General features: G+C 35.2%; 27 protein-coding genes. All 27 read right to left on the minus strand.

Features of this window, described 5'->3' with window-relative positions; translation table 11 throughout:
- Nucleotides 1-3 precede the first annotated feature (3 nt).
- Nucleotides 4-1,677 carry a phage tail tip lysozyme gene (locus J0J35_RS10820; RefSeq protein WP_206886664.1) on the minus strand — a complete coding sequence of 558 codons (1,674 nt, stop codon included), beginning with the start codon at nt 1,675-1,677 and terminating at the stop codon, nt 4-6.
- A gap of 17 nt (nt 1,678-1,694) precedes the next feature.
- Nucleotides 1,695-4,022 carry a VirB4-like conjugal transfer ATPase, CD1110 family gene (locus tag J0J35_RS10825; protein WP_242521217.1) on the minus strand — a complete coding sequence of 776 codons (2,328 nt, stop codon included), beginning with the start codon at nt 4,020-4,022 and terminating at the stop codon, nt 1,695-1,697.
- Nucleotides 3,961-4,335 (minus strand): PrgI family mobile element protein, encoded by a 375-nt coding sequence (locus J0J35_RS10830; RefSeq protein WP_206886663.1) that lies wholly within the window; start codon nt 4,333-4,335, stop codon nt 3,961-3,963. The genes J0J35_RS10825 and J0J35_RS10830 overlap by 62 nt, the downstream gene beginning before the upstream one ends.
- Before the next feature lies 1 nt (nt 4,336).
- Nucleotides 4,337-5,185, minus strand: a complete 849-nt coding sequence (locus tag J0J35_RS10835) for a hypothetical protein (protein WP_206886662.1) — start codon at nt 5,183-5,185, stop codon at nt 4,337-4,339.
- Between the two features lie 24 nt (nt 5,186-5,209).
- Complete coding sequence (locus tag J0J35_RS10840) at nt 5,210-5,557, minus strand: hypothetical protein (RefSeq protein ID WP_206886661.1); 348 nt, start codon at nt 5,555-5,557, stop codon at nt 5,210-5,212.
- 23 nt (nt 5,558-5,580) lie between these two features.
- Nucleotides 5,581-7,383 carry a VirD4-like conjugal transfer protein, CD1115 family gene (locus J0J35_RS10845; RefSeq protein ID WP_206886660.1) on the minus strand — a complete coding sequence of 601 codons (1,803 nt, stop codon included), beginning with the start codon at nt 7,381-7,383 and terminating at the stop codon, nt 5,581-5,583.
- Entirely contained in the window at nt 7,380-8,324 is a 945-nt protein-coding gene (locus J0J35_RS10850) for a hypothetical protein (protein WP_206918234.1), read from the minus strand. Before J0J35_RS10850 ends, J0J35_RS10845 begins: the two co-directional genes overlap by 4 nt.
- On the minus strand, nt 8,317-8,523 hold the full coding sequence (locus tag J0J35_RS10855) for a hypothetical protein (protein ID WP_206918236.1): 207 nt from the start codon (nt 8,521-8,523) through the stop codon (nt 8,317-8,319). Before J0J35_RS10855 ends, J0J35_RS10850 begins: the two co-directional genes overlap by 8 nt.
- 16 nt (nt 8,524-8,539) lie before the next feature.
- Nucleotides 8,540-9,220: a class A sortase gene (locus tag J0J35_RS10860; protein ID WP_206886658.1), complete on the minus strand. Its 681-nt coding sequence runs from the start codon at nt 9,218-9,220 to the stop codon at nt 8,540-8,542.
- Nucleotides 9,221-9,268: 48 nt separating this feature from the next.
- On the minus strand, nt 9,269-13,087 hold the full coding sequence (locus J0J35_RS10865; RefSeq protein ID WP_206886657.1) for a SpaA isopeptide-forming pilin-related protein: 3,819 nt from the start codon (nt 13,085-13,087) through the stop codon (nt 9,269-9,271).
- 127 nt (nt 13,088-13,214) lie between these two features.
- Nucleotides 13,215-13,601, minus strand: a complete 387-nt coding sequence (locus J0J35_RS10870; protein ID WP_206886656.1) for a hypothetical protein — start codon at nt 13,599-13,601, stop codon at nt 13,215-13,217.
- 68 nt (nt 13,602-13,669) lie between these two features.
- Nucleotides 13,670-14,548 (minus strand): serine protease, encoded by an 879-nt coding sequence (locus J0J35_RS10875; protein WP_206886655.1) that lies wholly within the window; start codon nt 14,546-14,548, stop codon nt 13,670-13,672.
- Nucleotides 14,549-14,550: 2 nt separating this feature from the next.
- Nucleotides 14,551-14,949, minus strand: coding sequence for a hypothetical protein (locus J0J35_RS10880; RefSeq protein WP_081168695.1), 399 nt, complete (start codon nt 14,947-14,949; stop codon nt 14,551-14,553).
- A gap of 74 nt (nt 14,950-15,023) precedes the next feature.
- Entirely contained in the window at nt 15,024-15,500 is a 477-nt protein-coding gene (locus J0J35_RS10885) for a hypothetical protein (protein ID WP_081168697.1), read from the minus strand.
- A complete protein-coding gene (locus tag J0J35_RS10890; RefSeq protein WP_206886654.1) occupies nt 15,497-15,856 on the minus strand; it encodes a hypothetical protein in 360 nt (119 codons plus the stop codon). Before J0J35_RS10890 ends, J0J35_RS10885 begins: the two co-directional genes overlap by 4 nt.
- Nucleotides 15,857-15,943: 87 nt before the next feature.
- Nucleotides 15,944-16,177 (minus strand): hypothetical protein, encoded by a 234-nt coding sequence (locus J0J35_RS10895; protein ID WP_206918238.1) that lies wholly within the window; start codon nt 16,175-16,177, stop codon nt 15,944-15,946.
- Between the two features lie 93 nt (nt 16,178-16,270).
- Nucleotides 16,271-16,423 (minus strand): hypothetical protein, encoded by a 153-nt coding sequence (locus tag J0J35_RS10900; RefSeq protein WP_206886653.1) that lies wholly within the window; start codon nt 16,421-16,423, stop codon nt 16,271-16,273.
- Nucleotides 16,424-16,503: 80 nt separating this feature from the next.
- Complete coding sequence (locus tag J0J35_RS10905) at nt 16,504-17,013, minus strand: hypothetical protein (RefSeq protein WP_206886652.1); 510 nt, start codon at nt 17,011-17,013, stop codon at nt 16,504-16,506.
- Nucleotides 17,014-17,652: 639 nt separating this feature from the next.
- Nucleotides 17,653-17,970, minus strand: coding sequence for a hypothetical protein (locus J0J35_RS10910; protein ID WP_206886651.1), 318 nt, complete (start codon nt 17,968-17,970; stop codon nt 17,653-17,655).
- 36 nt (nt 17,971-18,006) lie between these two features.
- Nucleotides 18,007-18,174, minus strand: coding sequence for a hypothetical protein (locus tag J0J35_RS10915; protein WP_206886650.1), 168 nt, complete (start codon nt 18,172-18,174; stop codon nt 18,007-18,009).
- Between the two features lie 24 nt (nt 18,175-18,198).
- Nucleotides 18,199-18,813, minus strand: a complete 615-nt coding sequence (locus J0J35_RS10920) for a DUF5052 family protein (protein WP_206886649.1) — start codon at nt 18,811-18,813, stop codon at nt 18,199-18,201.
- 7 nt (nt 18,814-18,820) lie between these two features.
- Nucleotides 18,821-19,084, minus strand: coding sequence for a hypothetical protein (locus tag J0J35_RS10925; protein WP_206886648.1), 264 nt, complete (start codon nt 19,082-19,084; stop codon nt 18,821-18,823).
- 24 nt (nt 19,085-19,108) lie between these two features.
- A complete protein-coding gene (locus J0J35_RS10930; protein ID WP_206886647.1) occupies nt 19,109-19,441 on the minus strand; it encodes a hypothetical protein in 333 nt (110 codons plus the stop codon).
- 39 nt (nt 19,442-19,480) lie between these two features.
- Nucleotides 19,481-19,969, minus strand: a complete 489-nt coding sequence (locus J0J35_RS10935; RefSeq protein WP_206918216.1) for a hypothetical protein — start codon at nt 19,967-19,969, stop codon at nt 19,481-19,483.
- Nucleotides 19,945-20,439: a hypothetical protein gene (locus J0J35_RS10940; RefSeq protein WP_206886645.1), complete on the minus strand. Its 495-nt coding sequence runs from the start codon at nt 20,437-20,439 to the stop codon at nt 19,945-19,947. Before J0J35_RS10940 ends, J0J35_RS10935 begins: the two co-directional genes overlap by 25 nt.
- Before the next feature lie 12 nt (nt 20,440-20,451).
- Entirely contained in the window at nt 20,452-20,751 is a 300-nt protein-coding gene (locus tag J0J35_RS10945; RefSeq protein ID WP_206886644.1) for a hypothetical protein, read from the minus strand.
- A 26-nt stretch (nt 20,752-20,777) separates the two neighbouring features.
- Nucleotides 20,778-22,241: a DNA cytosine methyltransferase gene (locus J0J35_RS10950; protein ID WP_206886643.1), complete on the minus strand. Its 1,464-nt coding sequence runs from the start codon at nt 22,239-22,241 to the stop codon at nt 20,778-20,780.
- Nucleotides 22,242-22,359 lie beyond the last annotated feature (118 nt).

The following is a 22,359-nucleotide window of genomic DNA, read 5'->3' on the forward strand; positions in this document are numbered from 1 at the left end:
TTTCTATTTTTTAGGATTAATAAAACTTACTGATTTTGCAGAAATTCCAGTTCTTACATGACCCCAACCTTTAGGGTCATTACCATTCCATCCACCTTCAATGACATCAAATGTACCATCTGAGTTTACTTTAGTTACTACCGCCACGTGACCAAGTTCACCTGCTCCTCCAACAAACGGAGGGAAAACTGCAATTGTATTTTTAGCCAAAGATGAATTTGCATAAGCTACCCAAGCCCCTGCATTACCTGCGTACGTAGGTATTGTGAAGTTCAAGTTCACCTTGAAGTAAGCCCAAACAAAGGATGTACAGCTACCAGAAGCGTTTCCTGTACCATCTGGGTTAATGTAATTGAATTGAGGGTATGGGTTATCTGGTAGCCCTTGTGGTGGAATTTTTCCAGTACTTCCACCGCTAGAACTCATTTGTTTCAAGAATTCTTTTGCATAAGTTATACGCTTAGGTAGTGTGTCATCACCTGCTCGTTCCCATTCATGGAAGAACACACTTGTACCATCAGTAACATCTTTACTCTTTGCCACCCTACGTGCAATTTCTTTACCTGAATCTCTATTAAACATAAAATCAATTTGCAATTCTACATTATCCCACGGCTTACCTTTTTCTTTTGCGTAGGCTTGAAGAGCTGATGCCCTTTCTGCATACCATTGGCCAAGACCTTGTGCTCCAATAGGATTGATGCTAGAAGGATCAAGATTTGACTCTTGTTTAAAGTTACCAAGTATTGATGCTATACCTTCATTAGTTGCTTCTTTTTCTTCTTTTTTAATAGCTTTATAAACTTGTAAGGCAACGCCTGAAAGTGAACCTTCATCGCCTGAAGAAGAGTCTGCGGTCGCTCCTCCAACAAGAAAGGTGAAAAATACTACAAGTAGAACAAAAAAAGCAATACCTCCACCAATTAACCAGGTAATTGGATTATTTACTGCTATTGATGCTGAGCTTTTTATTGATACGAGAATCTTTTGTAATGGGCCCGCCTTAGTAGACTTAGTTGCTAATGATTTAACTGCAGTTGAATCAACCACTGCTACACTCGACTTAGCCCCTGAAAAGCGATATGTAGAAATGTTTTTCACTCCTAATTTACTGGTCTGAGCCTTTGTATCGGAAACAAAAAAGTTATCTCTGCCAACATTTCTGGACTTTTCTATTGCCATTTCAAAGCTAGATTTGGTCTCATTGGCAGAACTATCTTCATCTTTTTCATCTTGGAAAGCAATTGGTTTACTTAACGTTTGAATTGATTCAGTAGTTTTAGCTGCTATTTTCTTATTATTAAAGGAAGAAGGTGTATCTTTGGAATTTTTTACTTTCTGTCGTTTACTTAGTTGATTTTTTTTCTTTCGAAAATAAGTAATGCTTTCTACATCCGTTTTAGATTTCGCTTCGTCTGCAGCCTTTATCTTTCCCATTGGATTTTTCGATAAAGCCATCAATAAAGGCGAATTCTTTTTTAAACTCTTCTTTCTACGAATATTAGAGTCATTCTTGAACTTAGCTGATTTTGGAGTGAGTAGTTTTTTATTTTTGAATTTGGACTTCCTAGAAACATCTCCTGTTTTCACATTTCTAGTAATTCCGTTTCTATCTATAAAGGTAAATCTTTTTTTCTCCCCCTCCTTAAAACCATTCATTTTATCTTTATTTTCCATTGGACACCCCCATTATTTTATGCCTTAGTATCCAGTAACTTATAAAGCCTTGTATCCTCAGGAATAATATTTGAAAATGGTAGAACAGCCTTTCCTGCAATTATCAAACCTTCCCCTGCAATCCCTGACTCTAAATAGCTTGCCTGATCTTCAGAAAGTTTATAATGCGATGCAAGTTCATCAACTACCCCACTATTTTCCAATAGTACAAGGAATGCTGAGTTAAAGAGAATAGCTCGTCCTTGTGGTGTTGACATCATAATCTCTGCAGATTGTGTCATAAAAGTTGGTAATCCACCATATTTACGAATACGTGCATAGATGTTGGCTGCCTTCTCACGAAGAATTTCGCCTTGACCTGGACTCATAATAACTTGGAACTCATCAAAATAAACCCATGTCGTAATGCCCTTCTTCTTGTTCTCAACTACTTTATTCCAAACAATATCTAAGATTGCAATGTAGCCAAAATCTTTATATTTATTTTGTAATGCATTGATGTCATATACAGTAAATCGGCCAGTAGATTCTTTAGTAGTTTTTTTAGAAAAGTTATTTAGAGACCCTGTAATATAGAGAGCCAGATTATCTCGCAAAAGCTCTGCATCAAGGCTCTTATCTTCACTCAAAACTAAATCCCACTCTTGTAAACTTGGAGTCTCAAATCTCTTATAGACCTCTGTAGTTACTCTATCAATGATTGTTTCTTGGTTTGATGTAATACCATTCAGTAAATAATCAAACATAGAAATAAGTAGGCTTGATTTCAGAGCGACTGGATTATCCTTGGGATCAAGCACTTCTTTAGGAGGAAGTTCTAAAAGATTCAAAAAGGTGTCAGTACCTGGTGCAATAGTAATAGTATCCCAACCAAATTCTTCAGCAAGGGGAACGTATTCTCGTTCTACATCAAGAATAATTACCTCATCGTTTGGTGAATTGATTGCTGTTGAGATAATTTCTTGTTTTGAAGCAAATGACTTACCACCACCTGTAGTAGCCATTATTCCGCCATTACCATTCAATAAGCTTTTATCTTTTCGATTAATGATAATATTATTCTTAGAAAGCTGATTTATACCGTAGTACTTTCCGTTTTTATGTTGAATATCAGCACTTGTCCAGAGAGAATTAATGGAAACATTTGGTGTAATCAAGTCTCGAACATAGTTTTTCTCAATGTCGACAAAGTTTTTTCCAATAGGGAGACTGCTATTTAAAGCTTCTTCCTGAACAAAAAATAAAGGAGAAAAAACAGCGCCATAACGCTCTCCAACCCCATTTACTTTAGCGATTGCATCCTGAAGTTCTTCTTCATTGTTACCCCAAATATACACCATGTAAGTACACGAAGATTGTTTGTCGCCTGTTTCTGCAATAAATTCAATCTGCTCATTTACTTCTTTATGAGCTTCACGTGTACTTCTTGCAATCAGGTTCAAACCTGAGCCACCGCCTGAAGCTTTCTGTTGCCGTTTTACAACATCTTCTTCAATATCTGTTGCTGCAGCAAAAAGCTTTTTATTTGTTGTACTGAGAGAATATGGACTTGCGTGGATATTAATAACCATTTCAGTCTCTGCTTCAGTTAAATCTTTAGTCAAGCCATCAGATAAGTTACGAGGGAAATTTTTAAGATACATAACTTGTCCAGGTCTACCTTCAATAGTTAAGCATCGCTTATTATTAGGGAAATCGATAGCTTCAGGAGCTATTAAATCCTGAACACGATAATTTCCATTAAGAACATCCTCGTATTTTCCTGAATTTTTCTTATGTGGTCTTAGAATTTTATTCATCAACGTAATGCGTTCATTTGGAGAAAGTTCTGTTAGAGAAATTTTCAAAGAGCGGAGTTCTTGACCAAATTGAGAGATTACATTTTCTAATCGAGTCTCTGCTCTTAAATCAGTTTCCGCTTCAGTTGCAATAGTAATAAATCTTTCCACTATAAAGTTATTACGACCTTTATCATAATTTTGCTCAAGTAAACTATTCATTTCCTTAGCATAAAGATCTAATTTTCCACCCTGAAGAGGGTTACTTTGTGCCTTTAGGTATTCTTCTTTAGAATTTTTAAGGACAAGTAATGTGGCTTGAAAATGTTCTTTGTCAGATAAAGAATTTATTGCAGCATTATACTTTGAGAGTATTTTAGTACGTTCTATTTCTGAAGCAGTGACATAATTTATATTTCCTACTTTGTATGTTTTCGAGAAATTTTTATCGTCAATAGTTAATAGCCCACTTTCCGATAGTTCTTGGAAAGTGAGAGTATTTTGACTACTTGCGATTTCTGAAGAATTTTTTTGTTTTTTTGGATTTTGTTTTTTCTTGCTTTTCAATTTTATTCCTTTCTACTTTTTCAATTACATAAACTCGTTTTTGATTTTTCATCATAAATCTAATATTATGCTTCAACCATGATTGAGGAGAAAGACCATAGGGTCGCCACATTGCCCCCAAAATAGTTACTAATATTAGAATGAGTGAAACTGTTTGAACAAGCGTATCTGGCAAATGAAATTTAAACTCATTCGCAACATTAAAACCTAACACACCAAAAATAACAATGATTGCTATTATTTGAAGAAGTGTCAGATTTCCTGCATATAATCTTTCACGTTTTGCTACATCTTTAAATACTTTTATTTCCACTCTAAACTCCTATCCCAAACAATGATTTTGAAACCGACAATGTTTGCCAAATCAAAACGATAAATACAATAGCTTGAACAATCCCTGCAAGCAATTGTGTAGCTGCAGAGAAGATAGCCATCATCCCACCAGTTGGAATTGACAAAGATAAGGTTGCTTTCGTAAAAATAGAGTATAGGGCCATTACAATTAGAATTATCGCTGATTGAAAGGCATATGCTCCAAATCGTTTTATATAGTTGATGCCGATTTGTTTATGTTCACTCGATGCAAAACTTGCCATTGGTATCGGCGCCATAACGTACATCATGTACATTTGGAAAAATCGTAGATAGATAATGACCCAAACCATTAAATATGCTATTAACTGAACAATAAGTCCAAGTAATAGAAGAACTAAAAAACCTATTGCTTGTGTTAATGCTCCTGTAGGGTTTAATAGCAGATTAATAATATTACCAATATTCGTGAGTAAATCAGTCGAAGGTGTTGGTAAATTGGGGATCATATTAGTTAATATATCGAACGAATTTCCACCATTTGCACCAATTAATTTGGTTAGCCCATTTGAAATGAGCAAAACAAACTGTAGTATTGCCCAAGAACCTGAGACCATAACGCCTGCAAAGGTGAAACGCATGATAACATTTGTCCACATTCTTACGGTTATTATTCCGTTTGATGAATTATTCATTTTTTCAAACATTGTAGCCAGTTCAATTAAAAGAAGGACTCCCATTATATAGAGTCCTACTTTTAGTGTACTGGTAGCTATAATTTTTGTAACCCAAGTGAATGCTTCCGAGTTGTAATCTTGTAATGATTTACTTAGTTCACTTACTAAATCCATATTTTATCTCCTTTTTATCCCACCTTATACTGTTGGAGGATTACCTAGGATAGTATTAGTTATTGCTGCAGCTGCTGCAACTGCAACACCACCTACAATCATCCAACCACCATTCATTTTCCCTTCCCCATCACCTGCACGGCTTGATGAAAAGAACACGATAATACCAACTAAGGCTACAATCCCTCCGCCTGCTTGCAAGAACCAGAAAAACAACTTATTAATTGATTGAGTTGCATCCAACTGGACAAAATTAACAAGATTTACGTTTGGTTTGTTCACATCAGCATTTGCGCTTATTCCTGAAAGAGTAGCCATAGCTGTAGTTGCGAGTGCTGTCATTTTAGTGATTGTTTTGTTATTTTTTTTCATGTTTATTTCCTCTTTTTATTTTTTTAAGCTACATCAAGTGTAGTTACTACTAATTCTGAATTAGAAGATTCAGCAATAGAATGCTCTAACTCATCCAATTTATCTTTATATCTTGTATAGTGATACCAGTTTTCATCATCTGGTTTTTTACCCCACTCTTTAGCACGTGGGTGCTTCTTAGAGTTATATTTTTTTAGTTTTACTACTGGGACATCACCAGATATTTTAACTAACGCATATAATCTGCCAAGACTTTCAACTTCATCAGGCATAAATACATCACGACCCATTCTTCTATAACTTCTTGATGAGCTTCCTGATTTACCTCTTGAATCTGAAGTATCTTTAATAGCAATTGTTTCTTTACGTGCTCTCTCACTCATGGTAGTCGTTGTAAGTTTAGTAGTTGCCCCACTCATATACACTACTGTTTCACAACTACCTACAATTTCTTCCCATGTGTCTTTATATATCCGCTTTAACTGATCAAAGTTTTGACAAGTAAATTCAAAGCCAACACCACGACCACGGAAAATAGCAATTGCTTGAAGAATGTTTGGAATACGTCCAATGCTTGGGAATTCTTCCATAATCATACGAACAGGAAGAGGAAGTCTACCTCCATGCTTGTAGTCTGCGACATCTTCTAGCACTTGGAACGAGAGCATAAATAATAGGTTTGCGAATAAATTATATGTTGTATTTAAATCTGAAAGTACAACATAAATAATAGTTTTTTCAGTACCTAGTTTTTCAAGTTCCAAAGTATCTCTTCGTGTTAAATTCTGAACGCTTTCTAGGTTAAACATACGAAAACGAGCTGTAGGAATTGAAACAACAGAGGAGCGAGTTTCCCCTGAAAAGTTTTTGAAGGATTGAAAATTTAAAACTGCAGGGTTATCAGAGCCGAAGTATTCTTCAAAATCGTCAAACATCAGTTCAACTGGACTTTTAACATCAGGGTCTTGTCGTTCCAAATTTCTAAGTAAATCTGCAACATCTGCAAGACATGGTAACTCTCCTGAACCTTCTTTTCCTTTATAACCCCTATAGTTGTAGTACAAATACATAAATAGGGAAGATAAAAGTAACTGCTCTGCATTATCCCAGAATGGTTCTCCATTTTTTTGCATATCTGCATTACCTGCAGCAATAATTTGAGTTATTACATCTTGTAGAATTTCTTCACTTTTTGTATAAGCAAAAGGATTAAATTGATCCGTATTAGTCAGAGTTTTCAAATCAAGAACTTTTACTTTATAGCCATGTCTCTCCATCATCTTACCTGTCATGTTTCTAATTTCACCTTTAGGGTCGGTAACAATGTAAGAAGCATTCATTTGAGAGACATTGGGAATATTATAGGCTGTAGTTTTCCATGAACCAGGGCCACCTACAACCATTACATTCTTGTTCCTCTGAAGTACTGGGTCTTTATAATCATTAGTAATACTCATTAACCCTTGTTCGGCAAGGATAATGTTTTGTGAAAACTCTTTGTTTGCAAAAGATTTTAAATCTTCTTCAGTTCCTTCTCTACCTGAACCAAATTCTTCATCTTTTCGATATTTTCGAGTATCTTTTAAAGAAATGAATAATAAAACTACAGCTCCGATAAAAGCTGTAGCATATAATGGAAATGAATTTAGACTGAATTGAAAAGGATTTTTTAGCAATTCATAAGGTAGATTTTCTTGAAATGTCGTTACTTTTGTTGTTGCAAATGTTCCTGGTGTATCAATATAAATTTGTGTTGTTCTGTTCGCTAACCACATCAATAAAAGGGTGGTAATCGTAAGCGGTAATTTATTTACTACTTTTTTCATTTACTTAATCCCTTCCGAATATCCTTTTGCAAATCTTTTGCTCCTTTCTGCAATTTTTGTTCTTTGGCTTTTTTTAGATTTTCAGCAGTTTTAGCCTTGGCTTTTTGCATCTGGTTTTTCATTGTAGGTCTGACTTGACGAATCTTTTGAGGATTATGTTGCAATTCAGTAAAAGCATCTTTTAAAGACTGCCGTTGTTCTTCTAATTTATCAGTACGCAATAGAAGATACATTTGAGTTTTACCTTCTCTATTGTCTGCAAAGGTAACAGTTATATCATATCCCTTCATGAATTCTTCTACCTTTTGATGACTAATCTCATCATCTAAAGGGAAAGATTTCACCTCTAATCCCCTTCCTTGAAGTGAAGGTAAGCCATATCCTTCACTTTCAAGACGGTGTTTTGAAGTCCCTTGATAAATGATGTCATCTTTATAGAATGTTGCTGGATCAACATCATCAGTTGGACTAAAACCAAGTTGTTTGGTTTCATTCACGAATTCTTGTGCCTTTTCCTTTGATGAATCTTTAAGAATTTCTTCAAGTGATTTAGCAATTGCTGCTTTTACACGTGGAGTGTCTTTACTGAAGTATACAATTTCTTTTTTTCCATCTAATGCAGAAGTCCTAATGCAATACTGAAGCTTTTCTCCATTTAGGTATTGCTTCAGTTTATCAATATCAACATTATCATCTAAAGAATGATAATCGATACTTCTCCCAGATTCAAGCATGAAATCATAACTTTTTTCTCCAGGAGTTTTAAGATTTTTCTGAAACTCTTCTCGAGCTTTTTGATCCTTGCTCTGTTTCTTTAATTCTTCCTCACGCTTCTTACCCTCAACAAAATTGTGATAATAACGTATAGCGTTCATGACTCCTCGAACAGTGTCCCTTCGAAGTTCTTTTTGACTCCGCCAGACTTCGGTTTGCTCATCCATCACCTTCCTCCTTCTTACCAATCAAATTAGTTACCTTACGAATTACTAATTCCATACCGTAAATTAACCCAGTAAGACTTATTGAATACAAAACAACATAACCCCCAAGATTACTGTTTGCTATACCAATAAGCAAAGTAGAAATAAGAGCCATACAATATATGACCCTCGTTACAAATTTTTTAATATATTCATTCATCTTCGACCTTTCTATTTTAGCCCCCTTTATATTTTGATGTATTAATTAGAGAACCATGGACTACCAATCGCTCATTTCCTGTTAAAGTTGTACAAGTATATAACGTGATTTCTTTTTTGTTCTTATGATCCTCAATAATGTTACCTTGACTAACATCCACCCTATAAATATTATCTATTTTATATTCATAGCTTTTATCTTTATCAGTTAAAAAGATACTTTGACCAACCTGAGCATAAATAAGATTTCCAAAAAGAAGGTTCGTAATAATGCTGCCATTAAATGAGTTAAAAATCGTATGACTTGCTAAAGCATAGTTTCCTTTGCCCATTTGCTGGTTTGGTTTTGCTGTACCTGCACCATACATCATGGTTTCGTAGGTAATACCGTTAAAAACTGGTAACTCTAAATTAATATCAGGAATTGAAATAATTCCAATACCTGGTAAATCAGCTTTTGAAAACTGATTGGCCAACAATTCTGTAGTTGTCAAAGGTCTAACATCTTCAGGAATAAATTCTCCTTTTTTATTTAGATTTTTTTGCATTTCTACATGAGAAATGTTGATTTCTTTTGCACCTTTAGACTTGATCAAATGTTGACCAATATTTGGACTAAAGAAAACCAATAACCCAAATAAAAAAGCAATTACACTCACTGCAATTGCAATATTGGTTAATGAAAAAATTTTCTTCATACTTCTTGCCTCCCACCACCATTCACCGCTTGTCGCAGTTATAATTTGTTAATATTTATCTTTAATTTTTTTACGTTTTTGAATAATGAAAGCAGTCGTTCCAGAAACAAGTGCCAAGAATGCAATCAATAAGCCCCAAACGTGTTGACCAAGAGCTGCACCTGTATCAGCTAATTTCTTAACTACAGGATTTTCCTTAGGTTTAACTTTTCCGTACCAGTTATCATCGTCACCAACTTTTTTACCAGAATGGACACCAATACCGTCTACAGACACATTGTCGCCGTGAACATCGCCTGCAGCTAAGCCTTCAAGAGTTCCCTTACCTTCGATTGTTTCCCCCGGATTAAGAACCAAAAGTTTCCCATCTTCAGTGGTTAACTCGCCGTCTTTATTGACCTTGAGTGTTTTACCGTTATAAGTCCACTTAATATCTTTCACATCAACTTTACCGGCAATCGTCTTATCAACGATTTTTAGATGCGTAAGAGGTTCTGTACCGTTGTTTGTTGTCTTAAAGAAGATTTCTGTTGCTTTGTTTTCTTCAAGCTCTTTGGCCGTATCTTCGGTGTCATGGTCATTTTCGCCTGCATTATTTGGTTTATCTTTATGATTACCTTCTCCTGCTTCAGGTGCTTTAGTATCGGCTTTTTCAATGTCAATACTTGGTGCTTCTTCTTTTGGCTTACCATACCACTTGTCAGAGTCTCCAACTTCTTTACCAGAGTCCACTCCGATACCGCCCACAGTAACTTCGTCACCATGTAACTTACCATCTGTAAGCTCTGGAAGAGTACCTTCACCTGTCACAAACTCATCAGGCTGTAAGACAAGGAGTTTTCCATCTTTAGTGGTCAACTCTCCATCTTTATTTACAGAAAGTTTTTCACCTTTGAACGTCCAAACAATGTCTTTGACATCAATCTTGCCTTCAATGGTCTTATCAGAAACTGTCAAATGAGAGAGAGCTTCAGTACCATTGTTTGTGAAGCGGAATTTAATCGCAGTTGTCTTACCTGAATCTACCTCAAGGGCTGTATCAGGAGTGTCACGGTCGTTTTCACCACCGTTGTTGTCCTTATCCTTGAAGTTACCCTCACCAGGCTCAGGAATCTTGTCATTGGCTTTCTCAATGTCAATACTTGGTACTTTTTCAGGAGTTGGATTATCGTTGAAGTGAATCGTTGATAAGCTAATTGTAGGTACTTCTGGTGTAACCTCGCCTACAGTTCCCTCTCCATTAGGATTAGATTCAGTCGAGCTATCTTTCAAGCTGAAGGTGCGTTTACTGAAAGGTTTTGAGAAGTCCTCATAGTAACTGGCACTGATTGTAAGAATGTCTTTTTCAGTGTCAGTTTCCATGTGAATATAAACAGGCTTCACATCTTCATAACCTTCAACACCTTTAGTTTCTGAAACCTTCCAGTCCCCATAAGCTAACTCTTGTGATGCATAGCCATCATCACCTGTGTTAGGATTAACTCCTGTCACAAATTTCACTGGATCAGCAACTGTGCCTTCCATAGGTTCTGCCGTAAATTCAATACCATTGTAGCCTGAACCACCTTGTGAATCTGGTAAAGTAACCATTTTATCCAGTGTAATTTTAGCCTTAATCAACTGTTCTTTAGAACTTGATTCAGGTGTGACAATATTTTGAGTTTTATCATCTTGTTTCTTGATTTCAAAATAATGTTTGGTAGGATCAGTGACATAACCTTCCCCTGCATCGACTTCCACTGAATAATATTTACCTGCTGCAAGGTTTCCAAGTGCTGCAGTAAGAGATTCATCATCAACATCGATAACAACATTGTCACCATAACTTACTGGGTTACCTCCGATAATCGCAGAGTGAACAACTTCTCCTGCAAGTAATTTAGGAGCTGGTTTTTCTGACCACTTCACAGGGTCACCTTTTTTATGAGGACTTGAACCTGTAGAGTCGTCATCATGGAAGTAAGCATATTTGGCTGTTTTTAGAACACCCTTACCATTTTGATCTGTACCAGTTTCATTGTCTGATTTTTTCAGTGTGTTTTCGCCTTTAACCTCTTGGTTAGTCCCTTTTGCATCACCAAAGACAATTTCTGTATGCTGGTCTTTATAAGATAAAGTCACTTCTTTTTTCTCGAAGGTATTGGTGAACCCTGGAGAAGCTTTTGTTTCTTCAATCGTATAAGTTCCTAGTGGCAAGTCTTTCACGGTTGTTTTCCACTCGCCATTACTTTCTTTACCGATAACTGCAGTATAGGTTTTGCCATCTGTTTTAGAAGTCAATTTAAAGGTTGTGCCTTCAAGCGTGTAGTTTTCATTCCACATAGCATCGCCTGATTCTACCCCTGATTTCTTGATAGAGATTTCACCAGTGACTGCAGTATTTTTAGGTTTGGCCGTTGTGGTATCCCCTGCTTTCACTTCTACAGTGAAGTCTGGGAGAACCGTTTGACCTGTGCTTGACCATTTGCCAGATGTTTCGTGCAAGGTGTACTTACCAGGTGGCAAACCTTTGGATTTCACGCTTTTACCTGAAGAATCAAGTTTAAGCGTATCTACTTTCTTACCATTGCTATCCAGAACATCAAAAGAGATGTCTTGGAAGTCATAGAGATTGTTTGGAAGGTCTTTGCCATATTGGATTGTTGTTTTATCAACTTCAATAAAGCCTAGAGGTTCACGTGGGGAAGTAGGACCTAAGTTACCAAATAAATCTTGCACAATTGATCCCTGTTGTTGATTACCATTAGTATCATCAAAATTAATAAATGTAGATGCACCAGTGTACAGAGCAATATAAGAATATGGACTAAGATGATTACTGTCTTCAACGACTGTATTATTGCCTGTCGCAGTCAAAACATTGTTCTTGATGGTCAGGTTAGTTGGTTTAGATACAATATATCCAAGTTGGTTAACAGAACCTAGGCCTGCGGCTTGACCTGCATCAATGTCCGCTACCTTCATAGCAGTTAATGAATTTGCAGGGAGATTCTGCCCTGTTTCCATATCATATAACTGGATAGTTGTACTTACAGAACGAGGGATACCAGATGCTGCACCCAACGTATCTCCGCCTGCACCTCCAGAACCACCACCTTCAGAACCTTGTCCTGTACCTGGATTAGCGATACCATCCATGGAAACCATATAGCCCAATGTGACATTACCACCATTATTTCGACCAGCAACTAAAAGACGGAAACCATCATCAAAGACATTACGAGGTGTCGTGCTCGTTGTAGAATCATAGTAGGTTGCATCATTAATTTTTACAGCCATACCAATTGGCACGTGTTTCTTAGTGGCTGTATTGTATGCTGTACCTACATTTTTGATTGCAACTTCTTGCCCTTTACCTACATAGTTGAATTTGTCACCATCTTGGAAGCCATCTTTCTTACCCATACCATAATAGATAGACCAGTAAGATAAGCCTGAATTTCCATTAACTTTGCTATTTGCATCCGAAATAGCTGTACCTGCGTATGTTGTGTTGTCGTGCCAACCAACATTTTTACCGCCAGAACCATCAATTGTGTCCCCCACAACAAAGTCAGGTTGTTGTGTTCCAATTAAACTATCAAATAGTGGTTGCATGCTTGCAAAACTATTATTATTTGTTTGAATAACTGGACTAGAACCAATTGAACCGATTTGTGTATTACCTGGTGGCAAGGTTAATGCATGAGCAACAGTTGAGATGAGACTGGGATTAGCTACTGCAATTAATCCAGTCCCTCCTGCCAGTGCAAGTACAATTGCGGAACGTGTAATCCATCGCTTCCCTGACTTTCGCATGCTAAAATGCGAAACCTTTTTTTCAGTTAATGCTTTCATTAACTGTCTGATTTTATGTTGTTTCTTCATTCGTCCTCCTTTTTTTAGTCTTAACTTAGAAACAAAAAATACGACCTTGGCGTCATATTTATAGAATAGTTTTATGTCATTTCGGACAAATAAAAAAAGCAACTCTTTAGAATTGCTTTATATTTTTTTAATTTAATTTACGATATAATTTTACATCTTTCGTCAACTCCTGCATAAAGTTTTCAAAAAGCTTTCCTCTTTGTTCTAATGTCTCAATTTCTTCAGGGTTAAACTCAGAAAATTTAAACATAGCCCCATAACATGCTTCACCTAACATAAATAGAAATTTTTCTTTATCTGTTGGATAATCCTGTTTAATGAAATTAGCATTGATTTCAATGTCTACTCCATTTAATAGGTTAATCAGAATATGTTCTTGTTCTGCTTCAATATTCAGTTTTGACGGTTGTTTTTTTACATCTATGTCAAGAGTTTGAACATCTCCTGAACTCGTTTGACCTGTAAGTTTAATATTTTTCAAAAGTTCTTGATCTTGTGTTTGTTTTACTCCCATGAGTATCTCCTTTTTCTTTTTTTAAAATGAAAAAAGCAACTCCTTAGAATTGCTTTTCAAGTAATCTTTTATCTACCACCATTAGCTGAAGGGGCTCCGCCTGGGTGAGAGTTTGCATCGTTAATTGCGTTGTTAGCATCATCTATGCTCACGTTTGGATTTGCATTACCACCTCCATTATGTGCAGGTGGATTTGTTGGTGCAGTAGCATTTCCACCAGTGCTTGGTGCTGAAGGTGCTGGTGTGTTATAACTTGGTGCATTTTGTGCAGGTGCTTGAGCATATTGACCATAGTCAACTGCACCACCTGATGCTGCAGGAGCTTCTGCTTGTGGAGCAACTGCATTATTTACATCTGCAGCTTGGGCTTGTGTATCATTTTGAGGTTGTGCTTGTTCTTGAGCAGCTTGTGCTTTTTGTTGTTCCGCATTTGCTTTAGATTTTGCTTCCTCTGCAGCTTTTGCTTTTGCACGTTCTTTATTATTTTTTACAGCCGTTTTCACTTTATCAAGTCTACCTTGCAGAGATGATTTTTTAGATTTTGCCATTTCATCTTTGATTTTATCAATAGATGATTGTGCTGTTTTTACATTGGCATCGTTTTGGACTTTTTCTGCATTGGTAACAGCTTTATCTGCTTTGTTCACTAAATCCCAATTTTGACGAACTTTTTCTACACGTGCAATAAGATCAGTTTTATCTTTTTCATCAAGTTTCTTGATTGCATCTTGTGCTGTTTTTACATCGGCTTCAGCTTTAAAAGTTTCGGCTTTTTCCGTTGCTTTTTTTGCTTCTTTAATCAGATTGTCGTGCGCAGTCTTAGCTTCTTGTGCGGTTTTCTCAGCTTGTGCCTGAGCTTGGTTGTTGGCCACAATTCCTGCACCACCACCTGCTAATAATACGACTACTGCACCACTAATAATCCACTGTTTTTTTCCAAATTCCATAATTAACCTTCTTCTTTTTTTAATTCTAATTGTTGAACAATATATTCTTTTATTTTTTCCAGTTCTTCTTTACCAGATACTTTGTTTACAGAAGTTTGAATGATTTTAAATCTTTCTTCTTCTGTGGCATGCCTTCTTATGAAAGATAAGGTAGAGTTATAATATTTATCTCTATTTAGTCTTTCTCTCCTGCTTTTTTCGAATAATTCATCTTCTGTTAATTCAGGAGCTTTAAGTGCTTCTTCCAGTTCTGGATGTGAAAGTCTTGCTCTATTTAAAGTTTCAAGCCCCACTGACAAATTTTTTGCAATATCCGCAATAGATAAACGTTCTGCTCTCCATTGCTTTATTTCTTCAAGTTTTGGAGCGATGTGAGTATCGTACTTTGTTTTTCTTGGCATAATTTCCGTTCCTTTTTCTTAATTTTATCATATTCTCAATTAAGAAATCTAACAAACCAGTACAATATCAGCATTTAACTTGATTTTTTATTTTTTTCTTCTTTATATGCTTTTCGATATTGAGCAAATCCTTTTATTATTGAACCTGCCATTCTTTCAGTATCATCTTCTACAATGATTTCTCGCCCTGTAGCTTGCGCTACAAGCTCGTTTTCAACCATCTGCTCATAAAGCGGCTGCTTAAATGCTTCATCGCTTATACGCTCCATATGAGCCCCATATCGTTTCCGTTCACAAATAACTTCATCATCGATTTTGATATATGCAATATTGTCCCATTCTTCACGAATGATTCTCTCTGCAGAAATTTGCATCTCAGGAAGATGTGTGTAGGTTGCTAACATTGAATTTCTGGGAATGAGAGTTTCAAAGGTCACCAGTTCGTTACCATCTTTGCTATGTGCTGCTTGAGCTGAGTAGAATCGTAAAGTAAATTTCTTTGCTTTATTTTCAATTAAAACTCTCAACACTTCATTTTTTTCAACAATCATTTAATTTCTCCTTCTTTAAGAATTTCTTTTACATCTTCTCTAATGTTTTCTGGATTTCCATATCCCTCCGTGACATGTCTTAACAATTCTGCAGCTTCAAAAGAAGATAGCTTAGTTCTTGCTTTCTCCTCATGAATTACTTCTTCTTCAGTAACAACTTCATCTACCTGAATATCTTTCTTTGGAACATCACCTGACCATCTCGTGCCTGGTAGCATAAAAATCCATGCAAACAGCATGCCCATGCCTTTAAATATCCAATAAAATAGAAAGATAACCCCACAAAATATAATTGCGGTTAAGTAGAGAACCCCTATTGTTACGCTGCCAACATCGATCCCACCTCTTCTATTCATAAGTTTCTCCAATCCATATTATTTTTAAATAATATTTGATCTTCTTTTGATACTTAAATCATAACATAAAGAGTTGACGACGTCAACTCATATAAATGTTTTATTTAAATCTTTTATGATTAGATAAATTGGTAAAAGAAGAATTAAAAGAGTATCCAGTAGCTGCAAACTCAGGAGAATTAGGCTATAGCCCAATCTCATAGCTATATTTTGATTAATTATTTTCCCAAAAGCTGTATAAAATTCAGGTAGAAAAAATATTAGTAAAGCAAAAAGAATTTGAAATACAACAAGTAAACAAATCAAATTCTTTTTATTCAAAATCATAGTCCTCCAGATCACATGGAAAAAACGGACTTTCAATTTCTTCTTTTATTTTTAAATATATTAATTTTAATATCTTCATCACTTACCTCAATTAATTTTTCTGTATTCAAGCTGATATACTTCTGTTCTATGCTTTGATTCTGCAGCATACCTTAAAGCATCTTCATGTTTATCAAATTTTGTTTTCTTCGTTTTTGTTTTATTTTTACTTTTAATTGTTTCCATTACTTCAAAAGTCATTAATTTCCTCCAATAAAAAAGAGACCTTCCTCACTTAGGACCGATCTCTTTCAATTTCCTTCTTACATCAATAAATATTCTTATAATTCTATGTCTTCCACTGAGTAAATAAACATAATAAATCCTCTATGGATACATCTAATAGCATAATTGCTTCCTAAACTCTCCTTTGTTAAATTAATATTATTGAAATAACTAAAATCATACTTCTCTACATAAAGAGCACTTCTTATATATATTTTAAAAAGAGTATCCAACTTTTCTTCATAATTTTTAGAAGTGCTAAGGGTAAAAATATCGCCTACTACAGCATCAAAAATTTCTAGATCAATTTTATTTGTTTTTTCTTCTGTAGAACTATGCAAAAGAACTTTAGCAAAATACAGATGCTCTTCTATTTGTCTTTCTATTGCTGCGTCAATTATAGCTTTTTGATTGGACGACTTTTTCAATAAAGCTTTTATTTTATCAAAGTTTGATTGCTGTTGAGGAATTTCTATTTCTTTCAAGGCTATTGGAAAGTATTTTTCCTCTGCTTTTTTGAGAAATAAGAACTTATCTGTTATTTTACGAATAAATGGTTTATACATTAATAAAATTCCTTACTCCTATTCGTTACTTTTTTAACACAAAATATTTTTGAGTTTTTTTGTTTTTGGTCGTCAAAATGACGTTAATAAAATTAGTCGCAGAGTTTTTAGATGACTCCAAACTCAAAGGAACTTTTACAGCTTCGCTGACCTTTGTTGTAGCATACCGTTACCTAGCAGGCAGGTGGTTCTCATCCCATCATTTACGGTAGACGGTATTGGTAAAGTTTATCTTACCTCAGTCGGTTGTAAGGGTCTCACTTAAGTTTTAAATTCCCTTACTCTCTTGATTTATTCTCATTTTTTAGGTAATGAGCCACCTATAGTGTAAATGACATATTGCAGAGAACAAGTATCTCACGATCAAGACTTTGCAATAACTCCCTTTAGTAGCTACGCTGATAAGAGGGGCACATGTTCTTTTCACTCTCCACTCAAGAAGTGCTAACATGCGAGTATTCAGTTTTGTAATGAACAATTACCATACGTTTCAACAGTCTTGTGCTTCAGCTTCCACGCAGGTATATTGAGAAATGAGGAATCGAACCTCAACTTCTTTTCAGAAGGTAACCTACTTCTCTATAAAATATTTATTTTGTAGGAGTGATATTATAATTTGTGACATTCACTTTGGTAAATTCAAACCAACCGTAATCTAATAGTTAAAAGTACAAACATAATAAGATACATAACCAGAATTACAATTACTGCTAATAAAGAGGGGTAGGGAGATTTTGTATCTTTATTTTGACTACCGTTTCTTTTGTCAGATTCTTCTTTAAGTATTCTTTTGGCTAATAATGAACCTTGGTGTTTTGAGCTACTTTTTACTAGGAGATAGGGGGAACAATAACTTTTCTGCTTCAATTCTGTTTGTGTTCCTGACACAATATTTGAAGATTTATCCGTCGATGGTTGGTATTTACTCCATTTTTTCAAGCCTTTATACGTTCTCATATGATTTATTAACTCCTCGTTTTATACGACTCGACTTTAATTGAGTTTCCATATAATTAAAGCAATAGCTGAAACCATGAATACCAGTGCATTTAAAATTTTACCCAACGCTTCTAAAACTGGATTACTACTAAACATTAAATGACTAATAACTACAAAGAGTAGTACGAAAAAGGTATTGATTATGGTATCTGAATTAATCATATTTGCTCCTATCTTTTCAAAAACTTATTCCAATAAGGATTTGTCATATATCGTATAATCACAACGATATATTAGCAGCAACTTATCATCAATCAACAAAGCTGTACTTTTTGGGACATCTGTTGAAAATGGAGTAACTTTGTTTCCTGCATAGGTTGCTAGAGGAGTTCCATTTTGTGAACGAATTAAGATTACTCTTTCCTTGCCCTTAAATGAATCAGTGTACCTGTTCATGATTTTATTCATGAATGGCATCCCTCTAGTATCATCACTTGTAATATTCACTGTTTTAGCATACTTATCAAATATATCCGTCAATCCTTCTTCTTGGGCAATCAATGAAGAACCCACATGTACCATCTCTTTTTGCCCAATAGTAATATCAACAACACTACTATCCTTTTGAGATGTTCCATTAGAGTCCGTACTATCAAATCTTGCATCACGGTCAATCATCATTGATTTTCCTGTAACAGTATCAATTACTTGTGAATTTTCATCATAAGTTTTTACTGTCATAGAAACACCATCTATTTTTTCTTGAATAGCTTTTGATGTCATACCTACTTCCTGACACCCTGAAAGAAGAAATAAGCCTGCTACTGCTAAAGTTGAAACCAATATTTTTTTGTATTTCATCTTTTCTTCATCCCTCAATTTCTATGAGTATTTGTTCAAATTCCTCTAGGATGGTGTCACTGCCATTTAAAGACTTTATTTCATCACAAGCTTTTCTCAAAGCTTCTGTAGCTTTGTTTAGTTTCCCTTGTTCCTCTAACAAAGAGCGATGCACACTTTGAAATTCTGGAACAGTGATTAGCTGCATTTTATTTTCACGAATTTTTTGAATCTCTTCTTTGCTATAAGGAGCAAGATAGTCTTTCAAATTGTCTTTTGCTCTTTCAGTCATATTAAATTTCCTCTCCGAAATATATTAATCAATGTCTAAGGGAATGTGGATATAATCCTTAAATAAGTAAATAAAACAAAACATTAGTAAAATAATAAGAATTGCTATTTGTAAAATATCAAGGACAGAAGCATCTCTTTTCTCTCCATCAATATCTTTAAAGGATTTCAAAATTATTTCTTTAACTTCTTTCCCACAATTATCACAATTTTCTTTAGGTAATTTATTTTCCTCATATTTTAATTGATCGTACACACCTTGATAATGTGCACCACATGTACAATTGTATACCCAAAATATTTCAGGAGTTGTATGAGGTATTGGAACAACTTTAAACTGCTCTTTCTCTTTTTTCATTTTTCCATATATTTCATTCTTAATCTGAGTTTATAAATGTTAATGAAACACAACTATTCCATTCTGTCTTGCGTAATCAAAGGCTTCTAAAAAGAAACAATATAAATCAGACTTTTTTCCTTTCTCGTAGTGTTTCTTAAAGGATTGAAATAATTTTTCCGATTCTGATGCTCCAAAATAACCTTCGTTGTCTGGAAATTCCCAAAGATCATAGAAATCTTCACTTATTTTATACAACTCATCTCTCCACTTATTGTAAGAACCATAGCTTCGTGATGCAGATATACTGTCTATTCGCCAATCATTTGTGAAATATTCCCCACCTTTTAATTCATCTGCTCGATGAGGAAAGTGAATGTTTTGTGAATCTAAAATATTTTTATAAACGACCACTTGAACGTTACTATAATCCACATCCCCAAATTCGTCACGATTAACCTCGTTCTCAGGAACTTCTTTGATATTTCTATATGCTGTGATGTCTAATCCCATATTTTTCTTCCCTATATCTTCCCATAGTCTATCCATATGACTTCTTCAACTGCTTTCCCACAATCCTCGCACTTCACTATTGGAATAGTATATTTAAATCGATCATATATCCCTTGGTAATATGCTCCACATGTACAATGGTATGCCCAAAATACTGTAGGTAATATACTTGAATTACCAGATAATGGTAATTTGTTAATAGCTATAGGAAGATTATGAAACTCGTCAAAATTATAAGCTTTAACTTTAAGTTTATTTTGTTTGTTTGATTTTAAAAATCTATTTCTTGCTCTACTTAGCTTAATAAATTTACCTGGTAATCTGTTGACGGTAGAATCTGCACCAATTAAAAATGAAGTCATTTTCTTTTTCGTAGTTTCTCCTGGAACAAATCGTAAAGCAAGATTTGGATTCTCTACAGTTTTAACAACACCTTCCTCTTGACCTGATAAAAAATATAAGCCTTTAGCAATTTCATAGATATAAGGTTCAATTTTCTTTCTCATCGCATTCTCCCACTATTCATTATGTGTTGTTTTCTCAAAGTTTGTTTCAATGACTGAATCTTTTAAGCGTCTTGCTACTATCGTGCAAGAATTTAATACATTTTTCGTATCGTAATTTTTTAGGATATGGTCAATATTCCTTAACATCCCAACGTACTCTTCACGATAATCTTTATCATCGAGTATCCGATAGTTGCCATCAGTCACAAGTTCTTCAATTCTGATGATTATTGACCTTGCATCATATATATCACGTGACAAATTTTCTAATGATTTCTGTAGTTCTGTTTCTTTATGGATTGTATTACTCATAATATCCCCCTCATCATCTTTTAAGATTAAGCAGTCTTGCTCTCTAAGCTCTTTAAACACAATTCTGGTAAGTTGGCTTGAACCAATGCTTTAGCACATTGAGGAACGACCATATTGCCGATTCTCGCAGTTTGAACTGCCTTGCTTACTTTCTTACCTTCTGGGTCTTTATCAATGATATAGTCCTCAGGTAAGCCTTGTGCTTTAGATAATTCATGAGGTTGCAACATTCTCATTGTTATATCCACAATGCGATAATTTTCGTTTTTGATTTGAACCAAACCAAACCTATCTTTAGTTGGAATCGTATGAAGTGGCTCATTGAGTCTTTGACCTGTTTCTGAACCATAATACTTTATCAAGAAAGCTTGCACTAAGGCATGATGGTCTACTTGTGTGATTGTATCCGTAGGATTTCTTAAATCAATCCCTGCGCCTGAATAATTGCCCCCATAATGTTTAACGAGATAAGATGCTGCTAGAGTATCTTCTTCTTTTTCTAAAAAAGTAGAAACTAAAGCTTGATTACCTGCAGTCGTTATTGTTGGCAATGGATTCTTTAAGCTACTTCCTGAATGCCTTGTATTGTTTACCATGATTGTCGGTGTAACCAATAAATGCTCTGCCTTCGTTGTGATTGTCGTTAAAGGCTGATTGAGAGAATAAGATAACTTATCGCCCCCAAACCCTGTTTGCCCTATTCTTACAATAAAAGGATTCGCTTCATCTTGTACAAATTTTTTAAACCCTCTTGCAATACGTTTCATTGTATTTTCTGCAAGGGGTCTTTTTCTTTCAAAGATGGATTGCCCAGGTAATGACCAGTCAATGCAAGAACTCGCAGATACATAAGGTTTCTTATAGCCATAGAGAACTTCTAGGCTGTCCTGAGGAGCATGAGTAGGCTCTGGCCAAACAATAGGCTGATTATCTGAACGTGCAATAAGAAAGAGTCTCTTTCTTGTTGTAGGCGCACCATAATCACAAGCTCTAAGTTCCCTATGCTCTACTTTATAACCGCACTTTTCCAGTTCTTGTTTGAACTTCTCGAATGTTTCCCCTTTATGTTCAGGGTCTGGATAAGTACCTTTTTCTGTTTCTAACAGTGGGCCCCATGTTTTAAATTCTTCAACATTTTCAAGAATAATCACACGTGGTTTTACTGCTTTTGCCCAACGAACGGCAACCCAAGCCAACCCTCTTATCTTTTTAGAAACTGGTGTTGCACCTTTCGCTTTTGAAAAATGCTTACAATCAGGACTGAACCAACATAATGCGACTGGTTTCCCTTGTGTAGCTTCTTCTGGGTCAACATTAAATACATCCTCACAATAGTGTCTGGTGTTTGGATGATTCACTTCATGCATTGCGATCGCATTGGGGTCATGGTTAATCGCTACATCAACGGAACGACCAATTGCCATTTCAATCCCTGTGGAAGCTCCGCCGCCCCCTGCAAAATTGTCTATTATTAATTCTGTCAAAATCATACCCTTCTGATTTATAACGTATATTATTTAAACTATGAGAGATAAAAGTAATACAATACCCATACTAAAAAAATGAGAATGAATAAAAGTATTATGAATTGACCACAGTCCTCAACTT

It is taken from the genome of Lactococcus sp. LG606, assembly GCF_017309645.1.
Taxonomy (GTDB): Bacteria; Bacillota; Bacilli; order Lactobacillales; family Streptococcaceae; genus Lactococcus; species Lactococcus petauri.